The sequence below is a fragment of the Mycobacterium avium subsp. avium genome (genome assembly GCF_009741445.1).
Lineage (GTDB): Bacteria > Actinomycetota > Actinomycetes > Mycobacteriales > Mycobacteriaceae > Mycobacterium > Mycobacterium avium.
Genome location: NZ_CP046507.1, coordinates 3,863,907 through 3,876,253, shown reverse-complemented (window position 1 = coordinate 3,876,253; position 12,347 = coordinate 3,863,907). Strand labels below are relative to the sequence as shown.

Annotated in this window: 13 protein-coding genes; 8 read left to right on the top strand and 5 right to left on the bottom strand. The window is 67.7% G+C overall.

The window, feature by feature from the left end:
* Positions 1–104 precede the first annotated feature (104 nt).
* Positions 105–869, top strand: a complete 765-nt coding sequence (locus tag MAA44156_RS18040; RefSeq protein WP_009978697.1) for an SOS response-associated peptidase — start codon at positions 105–107, stop codon at positions 867–869.
* Between the two features lie 12 nt (positions 870–881).
* Here the strand turns inward: MAA44156_RS18040 and MAA44156_RS18035 are convergent, their stop codons facing one another.
* On the bottom strand, positions 882–2,270 hold the full coding sequence (locus MAA44156_RS18035; RefSeq protein ID WP_121035709.1) for an HNH endonuclease signature motif containing protein: 1,389 nt from the start codon (positions 2,268–2,270) through the stop codon (positions 882–884).
* A gap of 240 nt (positions 2,271–2,510) precedes the next feature.
* On the opposite strand from MAA44156_RS18035, the gene MAA44156_RS18030 reads away from it, so the two are divergent.
* Entirely contained in the window at positions 2,511–3,923 is a 1,413-nt protein-coding gene (locus MAA44156_RS18030; protein WP_080555769.1) for an IS110 family RNA-guided transposase, read from the top strand.
* A gap of 156 nt (positions 3,924–4,079) precedes the next feature.
* Here MAA44156_RS18030 and MAA44156_RS18025 read toward each other — a convergent pair whose 3' ends face one another.
* The 3 genes from MAA44156_RS18025 to MAA44156_RS18015 all read right to left on the bottom strand — a co-directional run bounded on the left by MAA44156_RS18025 (position 4,080) and on the right by MAA44156_RS18015 (position 5,805).
* Entirely contained in the window at positions 4,080–4,328 is a 249-nt protein-coding gene (locus tag MAA44156_RS18025; RefSeq protein ID WP_023879541.1) for a hypothetical protein, read from the bottom strand.
* Positions 4,329–4,407: 79 nt separating this feature from the next.
* Positions 4,408–5,031, bottom strand: coding sequence for a TetR/AcrR family transcriptional regulator (locus MAA44156_RS18020; protein ID WP_009978693.1), 624 nt, complete (start codon positions 5,029–5,031; stop codon positions 4,408–4,410).
* A gap of 3 nt (positions 5,032–5,034) precedes the next feature.
* Positions 5,035–5,805, bottom strand: coding sequence for an SDR family NAD(P)-dependent oxidoreductase (locus MAA44156_RS18015; protein ID WP_009978692.1), 771 nt, complete (start codon positions 5,803–5,805; stop codon positions 5,035–5,037).
* 94 nt (positions 5,806–5,899) lie between these two features.
* Between MAA44156_RS18015 and MAA44156_RS18010 the strand changes: the two genes are divergently transcribed.
* Genes MAA44156_RS18010 through MAA44156_RS17995 form a run of 4 tightly spaced genes read left to right on the top strand, consistent with a single transcriptional unit; the run spans position 5,900 to position 10,116 of the window.
* The gene (locus MAA44156_RS18010; protein ID WP_009978691.1) at positions 5,900–7,174 is read left to right on the top strand and encodes an alkyl sulfatase dimerization domain-containing protein; all 1,275 of its coding nucleotides are present in this window, start codon (positions 5,900–5,902) and stop codon (positions 7,172–7,174) included.
* Positions 7,171–7,920: an SDR family NAD(P)-dependent oxidoreductase gene (locus tag MAA44156_RS18005; RefSeq protein ID WP_009978690.1), complete on the top strand. Its 750-nt coding sequence runs from the start codon at positions 7,171–7,173 to the stop codon at positions 7,918–7,920. Before MAA44156_RS18010 ends, MAA44156_RS18005 begins: the two co-directional genes overlap by 4 nt.
* A 4-nt stretch (positions 7,921–7,924) precedes the next feature.
* Positions 7,925–9,109: a sulfotransferase family protein gene (locus MAA44156_RS18000; RefSeq protein WP_003878916.1), complete on the top strand. Its 1,185-nt coding sequence runs from the start codon at positions 7,925–7,927 to the stop codon at positions 9,107–9,109.
* On the top strand, positions 9,106–10,116 hold the full coding sequence (locus MAA44156_RS17995; protein WP_009978689.1) for a zinc-dependent alcohol dehydrogenase: 1,011 nt from the start codon (positions 9,106–9,108) through the stop codon (positions 10,114–10,116). The genes MAA44156_RS18000 and MAA44156_RS17995 overlap by 4 nt, the downstream gene beginning before the upstream one ends.
* A 21-nt stretch (positions 10,117–10,137) precedes the next feature.
* Here MAA44156_RS17995 and MAA44156_RS17990 read toward each other — a convergent pair whose 3' ends face one another.
* The gene (locus MAA44156_RS17990; RefSeq protein ID WP_009978688.1) at positions 10,138–10,986 is read right to left on the bottom strand and encodes an SDR family oxidoreductase; all 849 of its coding nucleotides are present in this window, start codon (positions 10,984–10,986) and stop codon (positions 10,138–10,140) included.
* A 338-nt stretch (positions 10,987–11,324) separates the two neighbouring features.
* Between MAA44156_RS17990 and MAA44156_RS17985 the strand changes: the two genes are divergently transcribed.
* Together MAA44156_RS17985 and rsrA are read left to right on the top strand one after the other, a co-directional pair.
* Positions 11,325–12,035 (top strand): sigma-70 family RNA polymerase sigma factor, encoded by a 711-nt coding sequence (locus MAA44156_RS17985; RefSeq protein WP_227974642.1) that lies wholly within the window; start codon positions 11,325–11,327, stop codon positions 12,033–12,035.
* Positions 12,032–12,346 (top strand): mycothiol system anti-sigma-R factor, encoded by a 315-nt coding sequence (gene rsrA / locus MAA44156_RS17980; protein WP_010949924.1) that lies wholly within the window; start codon positions 12,032–12,034, stop codon positions 12,344–12,346. Before MAA44156_RS17985 ends, rsrA begins: the two co-directional genes overlap by 4 nt.
* Position 12,347: the final 1 nt, after the last annotated feature.

Here is a 12,347-nt window from a genome sequence, read left to right as displayed (position 1 = left end):
TGTCACCGTTTTCGGGCCCAATAGCACTGCGTGGCTCTGCCACGGATAGCACTGCGTGGCTCTGCCACGGACCCGTACCCGGTGGCTCTGCCACCATGGGAGTCATGTGCGGACGGTTTGCGGTCACCACCGATCCGGCGCAGCTGGCCCAGAAGATCAAGGCGATCGACGAGACCACCGGCGCCGCCCCGAGCGACACGGCTCCCAACTACAACGTGGCGCCGACGTCGACCATCGCCACGGTGGTCAGCCGCCATTCCGAGCCCGAGGACGAGCCGACGCGACGGGTGCGGCTGATGCGCTGGGGATTGGTGCCGCCGTGGGCCAAAGCCGGACGGGACGGTGCGCCCGAGACCAAGGGGCCGATGCTGATCAACGCCCGCGCCGACAAGGTCACCAGCTCACCCGCCTTCCGGGTCAGCGCCAAGTCCAAGCGGTGCCTGATCCCGATGGACGGCTACTACGAGTGGCGGATCAACTCCGACGCCGCGGCCGGTAAAAAGCCCCGCAAGACGCCGTTCTTCATGTACTCCGAGGACGGCGAGCCGCTGTTCATGGCGGGCCTGTGGTCGGTCTGGAAGCCGGCCAAGGACGCACCGCCCCTGTTGAGCTGCACGATCATCACCACCGACGCGCCCGGGGAACTCGCGCAGATCCACGATCGGATGCCGTTGGTGATGCCCGAGCGGGACTGGGACCGCTGGCTCGATCCCGACGCCCCGGTCGACGAGGAGCTGCTGACCCGCCCGCCCGACGTGCACGCCATCCGCATGCGCGAGGTCTCCACGCTGGTCAACAACGTCCGCAACAACGGCCCGGAGTTGCTCGAGCCGGCCAAGCCGGAGCCCGAGCAGGCTCGGCTTCTCTAGCGCCGTCGAGCGCTACGCCGCCTCGTCGTCATCGCCGTCGTCGTCTTCACCCCCGTCCTCACCCTGTAGGAGTTTTTCGGGGTGGTGGAAGGTGTTGGTGCGGGGTTGGTTTCGGTCTAGGTGGGGTGGTGGGAGCCATTGGGTTTCGCCGCGTGTGTTTTTGTGGGTGGTCCAGGCGCCGGGTTGCAGGAGGCGGTGGTGGGGTCCGCAGGCGAAGGTCAGGTCGTTGATGTTGGTGGTGTGGCAGGTGGCGTAGTCGGTGCAGTGGTGCACTTCGGCGTAGTAGCCGGGGACGGTGCAGCCGGGGGCGGTGCAGCCGCGGTCTTTGGCGTATAACACGATGCGCTGTGCGGGGGAGGCCAGGCGTTTGGTGTGATACAGGGCCAGGGCTTTGCCGTGGTCGAAGATCGCGAGGTAGTGGTGGGCGTGGCGGGATAGCCGGATCACATCGGACATGGGCAGCAGGGTGCCCCCGCCGGTGAGGCCCCGCCCGGCGGCGGTTTCGAGGTCGGCCAGGGTGGTGGTGACGATGATGGAGGCCGGTAGCCCGTTGTGTTGGCCGAGGTTTCCTGAGGCCAGCAGGGCGCGCAGGCCGGCCAGCAGCCCATCGTGGTTGCGCTGGGCCGCCGAGCGGGTGTCCCCGTCGATGGCCTGCTCGGTAGGCGTGCCGTCCACGCACGGGTTTTCGTCGAGGGGGTTGCACATGCCGGGGGCGGCGAGTTTGGCCAGCACGGCTTCGAGGGTGGCACGTAGTTCGGGGGTCAGTAGTCCGCGGAGTTCGGACATGCCGTCGGCGTGTTGGTTGCCGAGGGTGAGGCTGCGGCGGCGGGCGCGGTCTTCGTCGCGGTAGAGGCCGTCGGGGTTGAGGCAATCGGCCAGCGTGCCGGCCAACGCGGCGAGGTGTTCGGGCCGATACCGGGTGCCTTCCCTGGCCAGGTCGGTTTCGGCGCGCTCGCGGGTTGCCTGGTCGATCCAGCCGGGCAGCTGGTGGCAGAACTTACGGATCACGGCCACCTGCTCGGGACCCAACGACCCCTCTCGTTGCCGCGCGGCGGTGGCCGCCAGCAGCGGCGGCAACGGTTCCCCGGTCAGCCCGACGCGGGGGCTCAGGTCGGCGGCGGTGTGTACCCGCCGGGCGGCCTCGGCGCGGCTGATCAGGGTGGCCTCGGCGATCGCGTGCGAAAGCCGGCCACCCAACTCCGCCGGGCTGGCGTCGCGGGCCAGCGCGTTGATCAGTGGATGCTCGACCGCGGGCAGCCGCCGGCGCAGTTCCTCGCAGCGGGTCAGCAACGCCAACTTCTCGCGCGTGGCCAACGCGGCGTAGTCGCAGTCGAGCAGATCGTCCAAGGCGGCATCGATGGCGTCGAACGCCGCCGACACCGCCTCCCGATCACTACTCATACCTCGCAAACTAGGCGAGCCCACCGACATTTAGGTTTAGTGGGCGTCCGCGGACGGCCGAGGCCACCGACCGGAACACCTGGTGATTCCTGATTTTTGAGTGGTCGTCCGCGGCGCGTCTCAGGTGCCGACCGGTGTCCCTGTTCGGGAACTTGGAGCCGCTCGGGAGCGGACTTCTGCTTGCGGAATGTCTGGGCCATGCCCGTCGGAGCCGGGGACTGACCTGGATCCGTCGAAAGGATGTGCGTGGAACTGATTTTGGGTATCGACGTGGCGTGCCGGGCTGCTCATCAAGCATCGCTGGCCCGTCCCGATGGGACGTATGTGTGGACCGGACGAAAGTTCTTCACCCGGCCCGCCGACCTCGAAAAGCTCTGGAAAGTAATCGGACTCAGCGAGCAAGACACCGTGCGGGTGGTGATGGAGCCCACCCGCAACGCATGGGTTCCGCTGGCATCCTGGTTTCGTCATCACGGCGCCCGGATCTCGATGGTGCCCACCACCCAGTCAGCAGACCTGCGCGCCTACTACTCCAAGCACACCAAAAATGACCATCTGGACTCCAAGCTGTTGGCCCGGTTGCCCTTGCTGCATCCAGAGGGGCTGCGTGACCACAGCGGCGACGGGCCCGGCGAACCGCTGCGGCGCCTGGTCAAGATCCGCTCCTCGATCGTCAAGCGCCGCACCGCAGTCTTCCAGCGCCTTGACGCCCAGCTCGAGCTCCTCGGTCCAGCCTGGTACGACGCGCTGGGATCCAACTATGGCAAGGCCGCGCTGGCACTGCTGGCCCGCTACGCCGACCCGCACAGCCTGATCCGTCTCGGCCATGCCCGCCTGACCCGCTTCCTGATCCGCCACTCCCGCGGCGCCTGGCGCGAACCACACGCCACCCTGCTGTTGACCGCCGCCCAAGAATCGCTGCAGCTATGGGGATCTGGCGCTAATGCCCGCATCGACTTCGCCGAACTGGCCGCCGACATCGCTACCGAAGCCGAGCAAGCCCAGATGCTCACCGAGCAGATCGACGACCTCGACGAGCGCGCCGCCAACCTCTACGCCGAGGCCGACCCGCGCGGCATCATCGCCTCAGCACCCGGCGTCGGGCCCGTCACCTGTGCGGTCATCGCCGGCCGCATCGGCGACCCGCACCGGTTCCACTCCCTAGCCGCCATCCGCGCCTACTCCGGCCTCGTCCCCAAGGTCAACCAGTCCGGACAAGCAGAACAGCGCCACGGACTCACCAAAGCCGGTGACCCGCTGCTGCGCGAAGCCCTCTTCGCCGCCGCTGACCAAGCCCGCAAGAGCGACCCGCAACTGGCCGCGAAATACAAACGCCTGATGAGCACCGAGCGCCACCACGATTCGGCGATCTGCCACATTGCCACCATCCTGCTCACCCGCATCGCCACCTGCTGGCGCGCCGGAGCGCACTACGTGCTGCGCGACACCGACGGACGACCCATCACCTTCGAAGAAGGACGCCGCATCGTCCGCGCCCACCACACCGTCGACAAGAAGACTCGCATCAACGCTGCCTCCAAGCGCTACTCCCAGCGCCAAAAAGGCAGGACGGGCCGGGAACAACAGGAGTCGCTACGCGCTCCAATTCACCGGCCCGTCCACCCCAGCATAAAACCCACCGAAGTAGCTTGACTCCCCTTAGGAACTCAAAAAACCCCGCAATGTGACCACAGAAACCAAAGTGACACAAGGAATTTAGGCAGCGGCAGGACGCGTGCGCCGACTGCCCGGCCGGTGCGCCGACGCCCTGAGGTTTGGCCAGCCGGCCCGCCACCAACCGGCGCGGAATCAGTTGCTCAGCACCAACTTCCAGTTGCCGTTGACGTTCCGGTCCGGAACGCACCAGAAGTTGTTCCAGTTCCCCGGCGTGGACGCCTTCACGCCCGGGCCGGCGTCTTGACATGCCTCCCGGGTGGGATAGTTGCCCTCGGTCTGAATCGTCTCGGCGGTGCTGACGCCCACGCCGATCGTCACCAGCCCGGCCAACGCCAGCACGCCGGCACCGGCAATACGCTTGGCACAACGCTTCATGTCCATCGAATCCTCCTGTGGGCGCGCGAATCGGCATCAACGGTATGCCGAAGCGGGGGACCCCGGAGCGCTTTTCGCCGCCAAGCTAACTTCGCTGCGCCCGCAGTGCCACCGCGGTGGCCACCGCCTCCAGCAGATGGGCGAGTTGCTCGGCGTCGCCGACGTTGCGGTCACCGGCCGCCAGCCGGGTGAAGACGCCGGCGATGAACGTCGTCACGGCGGTGGTCTGCGCGTCCAACAGCGCGGGGTCGCGGATGTCGGGCTGGAGGTGAGCGATGGCATCCCGGGCCATCGAGTTGATCCGGCCGGCGAAAATCTGCGAGGTTTCGGCCAGACCGGGATCGCGGGCGGCGCCCAGCAGCAGCTCGTGGCGCGCCCGGTTCAACATCAGCCCGGGCCCACTGGCCTGCATCATGGTGAGCCGCGCCAGGTGCGCGAACGGCGACAGCGGATCGAGCGGCTCGTCGATCACCGACTGCAGGTTGGCGACGTCGATCTCGGCCACCCGCTTGCCGACTCCCTGCAGCAGCGCGGCACGGGTGCGGTAGTAGTACGACGTGGTGCCCTCGGGGACGCCGGCGTAACGGTCGACCTGCCCGTGCGTCAGTCCGCGCGAGCCGTCCTCGGCGAGCACCCGGATCGCGGCGTCACACAGCTGGCGGCGGCGTTCGTCGCCGTCACGCCTGCGGGATCGGGAGTCGGATGCCATGAGTCAGCGAAGGACGGTGCCGCCGTCGATGTTGATGACCTGACCGTTGATCCAATCACCCTCGGCGGAGAGCAGAAACGCGACCAACGCGGCGACGTCGGCCGGGTCGCCGACGCGCGGCCCACGAATTCGCTTGAGCGCGGCGGCTTCCAGCTCCGGCCATTGCGGCACCGACCGGATGGTCTCGGTGGCGGTGAACCCGGGCGCGACCGCGTTGCACCGGATGTTGTCCTTGCCCCACCGCGACGCGACGTGGCGGGTGAGAGCGCCGATGCCGGCTTTCGCGGTGGCATAGGCCGGCCGGGCGGGCTCACCCTGAAACGCCGCGGCCGATGACATGTTGACGATGGCCCCTCCGCCGCGGTCCAGCATGCGCGGGATGGCGTATTTCATGGCGGCCACATAACCGCGCAGGCTGACCGTCATCACCCGGTCCCAGACGTCGAAGTCGATATCGACCACGTCGGTGTCGGCCCGGATGGTGCTCATGTCGGCGCCCACGTTGAACAGCAGGTCCATGCCGCCGTAAGTCGTTGTGGCACGGTCGATCAGGGCGGCGACCGACGCCGGGTCGGCGAGGTCGAAGGCCACCTGGGTCGCCGTGCCGCCGGCGGCGGCGATGCGGTCGGCCGTCTGCCGCGCGGCGTCGACTGCCACGTCGCCGATGATCACGCGGCAGCCTTCCCCGGCCAGCCGGGCGGCCGTCGCCGCACCGATGCCGGTGGCCCCACCGACCACGACAGCGACCTTGTCCGCCAGACCGCGAAGACCCATGGAAATCCCCTTCACCGCCGCAACCCGCCGCAACCCGCCGCAACCCGCCGCAACATATTGACTTTACCTCTAGAACTGTAGAGGATCGCCAGTCATGGCTGGGATTCACCGGGAGCGACCCGGAGCCGGCGATCTGGCGGCCGCCACCGGCGCCCCGGCGACGCCGCTGGGCGACGACGTCTGGATGTCACCCGGGGTCTCGAACTCCTATGCGGTGGCCACCGACGACGGGCGGGTGATCGTCAACACCGGCCTGGTCTTCGAAGGGCCGTTGCACCGCAAGGCATTTGCCGACGTCCCCGGTCCGGCGCGGGCCATCATCGTCACCCAGGGACACGCCGACCACTGGGGTGGCGTGAACGCGCTGCGCGACCGCGCCGACGACGGCGACGACGGCGACGACCGTGGCACCGACATCGTCATGCATCGCAACTATCGGTACTGGCGCGACGACAACGCGCTGCTGATGGGCTACCGGGTGCCCAAGACGTCGTTCGCGTTCCAGAAGTTCTCCGACGCCATGCTCGAGCACTTCAAGACCATCGAGCCCGCCGCGCTCGACTTCACCTTCCCCGAGCCGACCGTTACCTTCGACCAGCGCATGAACCTGCGTGTCGGCGGGCGCGCCTTCGAGCTGGCGTGGACGCCGGGCGGGGAGACCACCGACGCGTTGGTGGTGTGGCTGCCCGAGGAGCGAATCCTGTTCACCGGCAACCTGTTCGGGCCGCTGTTCGGCCATGTGCCGAACCTGATGACCATCCGCGGCGACCGGTACCGCGACCCCATTCTCTACATCGAGTCGTTGAACACCGTGCTGGAGTTCGGGCCGCAGCGACTGATCACCGGTCACTTCGCCCCCATCGAGGGCGCCGACCGCATCGCCGAGGAAGTCACCGCGATGCGCGACGCCATGCGGGCCGTGCACGACCGCACCGCCGAGCTGATGAATTCCGGCGCCGACCTGTACACGGCCATGCGCGAGGTCAGGGTGCCCGAGCGGTTCGACATCGGCGAGGGGTACGGCAAGACCTCGTGGAATGTGCGGGCCATCTGGGAGATGTACACCGGATGGTTCCGGCACCGCTCCACTACCGAGTTGTACGGTGTGCCACCGGATTCCGTCGCGGCCGACCTGGTCGACGCCGCCGGCGCCGAAACGCTGGCCGAGGCGGCCCGCGCTCACCTGGACGCCGGGCGGCCGGTGCAGGCGCTGCATCTCACCGACCTCGTCCTGGCCGCCGAACCGGCGCACGCCCGGGCGCGTGCGGTCGCCGCCGACGCCCACGAGGCGCTGCTGGCCGGCACCGAAAACTTCTGGGAGAAAGCCTGGCTCACCAAATCGATCCGCGAATTGAGGGACCCGGAATGAACACCGTCCACTTCGACTTCACCGACGCCCAGGTGCTGGTGACCGGCGGCACCAGCGGCATCGGCAACGCGATCGCCACCGCCTTCGCCGACTCCGGGGCCGCCGTCACGGTGACCGGAACCCGCGCCGCGGCCACCGACTATCCTGGCATCGACCTCGGTGCGTTCAGCTACCGGCAGTGCCACATCCAGGATCCGGAATCCGTTGACGCTCTGGCGAACTCACTGTCAGGTCTGGACATACTGGTCAACAACGCCGGCGGGCCCTACCCTGCGGGCGACGAATACGACCCGGACGGCTACGTCGCCTCGGTGGCGCAGAACATGTTCGGCCCGATGCGGCTGACCATGCGCTGTCATGACCTGCTCAAGTCCAGCCGGGCCGCCGGCGGCGCCAGTGTGGTCAACGTCGTCTCGATGTCGGCGTTCCGCTCGGCGGTCTTCGTCCCCGGCTACGCGTCGTCGAAGATGGGCTTGGTCGCCCTGACCATGAACCTGTCCCGCCGCTGGGCCGGCGACGGGATCCGGGTCAACGCCATCGCCCCCGGGCTGATCGACACCCGAATGACCCACCCCGCCATGGGAATTCCCGAAGTGATGGACGTCGAGATCGGCTTTCACACCCCGCTGGGGCGGCCGGGCACGCCCGCGGACTGCGCCGGGGCCACGCTGTTTTTGTGTACCGAGGCGGCGTCGTACATCACGGGCAGCACGATTGCGGTCGACGGCGGATACCTGACGGTCTAGGGCCATGAGCGACTTCGACAACATCACCACCGCCGACGACGTCTTTAAGCTGGCCGCGCAGCGCACCGGCCTCAGCGAAATCGACTCCGACTCTTGGCGAGAGGGCCTGGCGCTGATCGTCGACGAGGTCAACACCTCGCCGGTCTTCACGCCGTTCGGGCGCCAGCGAGTCCTCGACGACGCCACCAACGCGCTGGGCCGGCGCCTACAGGTGCACGCCTACATCCAGGACCACCCCGAGGTGCTCGACGCGCCGGTCGAGCGGCCGCTCATCGTGCTCGGCATGCCGCGCACCGGCACCACGGTCATCAGTTACCTGCTCGACCAGGACCCGGCCCGGCGGTCGCTGCTGCACTGGCAGTGCGTGCATCCGATCCCGCCGGCGAGCACCGAGACGCTGCGCACCGACCCGCGCTGCCTGGCCCTGCTGGACGAGCAGCGCAAGATCCTGGATGCCGTGACGCGGGCGAAAATGCCGCTGCCGCACTGGGAAGATGCCGACGGCCCGACCGAGGACATGTTCATCCACAACCAGGACTTCAAGGGCCTGTCCTGGGATTCCTTCCTGCCCACGGACCGCTACGCGCGGTGGCTGTTCGACGAGGCCGACATGAGCAGCACTTACGAGTACCAGAAGCGATACCTGCAGGTGCTGCAGTCCACCGCCCCGGGCAGCTGGAGCCTGAAGATGCCGTCGCATTCGGTGCACATCGAGGCGCTGCTCAAGGTGTTCCCGGACGCCCGGCTGATCTGGGCCCACCGCGACCCGTACAAGGCGACCGGTTCGCTGTGCAACCTGTGGCGGCTGCCGCAGAGCCTGGTGATGAACACCGAGCTTCTCGATCAGACGGAGATGGGCCGGCTGGCGATGTGGCAGATGCGCTACCACGTCGACCGGCCGCTGCGGGCCCGCGAGCGCATCGGCGACGAGCGCTTCTTCCACATGTACTACCACGAGATGATGCGCGACCCGATGGACGTCATGCGGCGCATCTACGAGTGGGCCGACGAGCCGTTGACCGCCGAAACCGAAGCGCGCATGCGCAATTGGCTCGCTCACCACCCGCAGGACCGGTTCGCGCTCAACGCCTATCGCCTCGACGAATACGGCCTGACCGTCGAAGCGCTCCAGCCGATCTTCGCCGAATACCTCGACACCTTCGACATTGAACTGGAAGGCACGCCGTGAAAGCATCCGTGGTCACCGGCCCGGACCGGGCCGAGGTCATCGACGTCGAGCGCCCCGGTGTGGGCCCGCGCGACGTCCTGGTGCGGATGCGTGCCTGCGGCATCTGCGGTTCCGACGCGTTCTACATCAGCATCGGCGGCGTCCCGCCGCGGCAGGGACACACCCCGCTCGGGCACGAACCGGCCGGCGAGGTCGTCGAGGTCGGCGCCGAGGTGACCGGGCTGGCCGTCGGTGACCACGTCGTCATCAACCCGATGGCCGCGCCCAGCGGCATCATCGGCAACGGCGGAGCCAGCGGGGCGCTCGCCGACTACCTGCTGATCGAAAACGCCGTCCGCGGAACAAGTCTCGAGGTCATTCCGGACCACATCCCGTGGGAGGTGGCGGCGCTCAACGAACCGATGGCCGTCGCGCGCCACGGCGTCAACCGCTGTCAACCCCGACCCACGGACAAGGTCGTCGTCTTCGGCGCCGGCCCGATCGGGCTGGGCGCCACGCTGGCCTTCAAATCCCTCGGCGTGCAGCACATCGTGGTCATCGATCTGATTCCCGGGCGCCTGGACAAGGCAGTGCGGATCGGCGCCGACGCGGTCGTCAACTCCGCCGAAGAAGACGTGGCGGCGCGCCTGGTCGAGCTGCACGGCCCGGGCGAGAGCATGTTCCCCGGCAAGGCCGGCACCGACATCTACCTCGACGCTGCCGGCGCGCCGGCCGTCGTCAGCACCGCGCTGGCCGCCGCCAAGAAGGGCGCCACGTTGGGAATCGTTGGCGTGCACAAGGAACCGGTGCCCGTCGACCTGATCAACGTGATGAGCAACGAGATCACCATCGTCGGGAGCATGGGTTATCCGGACGAAATCTTCGAAGTGACCGGCGATCTGGTGAGGAACTGGGAGAAGTACGCGCTGATCGTCAGCCACACCATTCCGTTCGACCGCGTCGGCGAGGCGCTCGAACTGGCCCGTACTCCCGGCGCCGCCGACAAGGTCGTCGTCACCTTCTGCTGACCGGCCTACGAACGGCCGCTCCTAGGGGCCGGTGTATCCCGGCGGGTTGACGCCGTCCACCCAAAAGTCCACGCCCAGTTGGGATCCCGGCACGCAGTTGTACACCGACAGGTCGGTGACACCGGATTCCACCAGCACGTCCTCGCACAGCAGCATGTTGCCGGTGAACTCGCGGGCCGGCTTGTTGAGGATGACGTAGGCGGCGTCCGAATACACCTCGGGCTTGCGGGCCCGGCCCATGGCCTCGTCCCCGCCGAGCAGGTTCTGCACCGCGGCCGTCGCCACCAGCGTGCGCGGCCACAGCGTGTTCGAGGCGATGCCGGCCTCGCGCATCTCCTCGGCGATGCCCAACGCGCACAACGTCATACCGAATTTGGCCATCATGTAGGCCGTCGGCTTCAACCACTCCTTGCCGAGCAGCACCGGCGGCGACAGCGTCAGGATGTGCGGGTTCTCCCGGCCCTCCAGGTGCGGGATGCACGCCTGCGACACCGCGTAGGTGCCGCGCACCTGGATGCCGTTCATCAGGTCGAACCGCTTCATCGGCACCTCGGTGATGGAACCCAGGTTGATCGCGGAGGCGTTGTTGACGCAGATGTCGATACCGCCGAACTGCTCGACGGTCTTGGCGACGGCGGCCTCCACCGACTCCGGGTCGCGGACGTCGCCCACGATCGGCAACGCCTGTCCGCCCGCTTCCTCCAGCTCCTTGGCCGCTGTGTAGACCGTCCCCGGCAGCTTCGGGTGCGGCTCGGCCGTCTTGGCGATCAGCGCGATGTTGGCGCCGTCCTGGGCGGCGCGCTTGGCGATCGCCAGGCCGATTCCGCGACTGGCGCCGGAGATGAACATGGTCTTGCCATTCAGGGACATGGCGTCACACTAACGCCACGGCGGATCCGGTCCGATCGGGGTCTGATCGGGCCCGGAAAGCCGCGGGAAATGCGGCCGGAAACCGGCGGGAAATAGCCCGGTCGCGCGCACTGTTGATCCAATCGGTCTTTGGATCGGTATTGGGATCGGTCTTTGGTGCGGTGGGCCACACCCGGGCAGACACTGTCGGGGGCAGCCTTTAGATTGGGAGGAGCAGCGTGGTGTCAACGGCGACGAGCCTGTTAGGCGAGGAGCAGTTGGCTGGCTTCCTTGCGAGTCCGGGGGCGCTTTCGGTGCTTTCCGGTGACACCGCAGCAGAAGGGACCGGGTTTATCGAAATGGCCGATTCTCCAGATGGCCCAGACGGCGTGACCAGCCCGGAAGTCCCCGAGGTGCACGCAGAACCGGCGGCGCACGAAGAGACGCGCGAAGAGGCCCACGAAGAGGCCCGCGAAGAGACCGACGCCGAATTGACGGCGCGGTTCGAGCGCGACGCGATTCCCCTGCTGGACCAGCTGTACGGCGGTGCGCTGCGGATGACGCGCAATCCGGCCGACGCCGAGGATTTGCTGCAGGAAACGATGGTGAAGGCCTACGCGGGGTTCCGCTCGTTTCGCGCCGGCACCAATCTCAAGGCGTGGCTCTACCGCATTCTGACCAACACCTACATCAACAGCTACCGCAAGAAGCAGCGCCAGCCCGCGGAGTATCCGACCGAGGAAATCACCGATTGGCAGCTGGCGTCGAATGCGGAGCATTCCTCGACCGGGCTGCGTTCGGCCGAGGTCGAGGCGCTGGAATCGCTGCCGGATTCCGAAATCAAAGACGCGCTGCAGGCTTTGCCGGAAGAATTCCGGATGGCGGTGTATTACGCCGATGTCGAGGGTTTCCCGTACAAGGAAATCGCCGAGATCATGGATACGCCGATTGGAACGGTAATGTCACGGCTGCACCGCGGCCGACGGCAGCTGCGTGGCCTGCTGGCCGACGTGGCCAAGGAGCGCGGTTTCAACCGCGGGCAGCAGACGCACGAGGAGGTGTCGTCATGAGTGAGTCATCCGGGCAAGGCGACGCCTTGTCCGAATCCTGCCCGAACGACGATTCCCACGGCGCCGTCGGCTGCGCGGAGGTGATCCGCCAGGTCTGGCTGCTGCTCGACGGCGAATGCGGCCCGGACACCCGGGAGCAACTGCGCCGGCACCTCGAGGCGTGTCCCGGCTGCTTCAAGCACTACGGGCTCGAGGAGCGGATCAAGGCGTTGATCGCCACGAAATGCAAGGGCGAGAAGGCCCCGGAGGGCTTGCGCGAGCGGCTGCGGTTGGAAATCCGGCGCACCACCATCATCCGGGGCACGCAGTAGC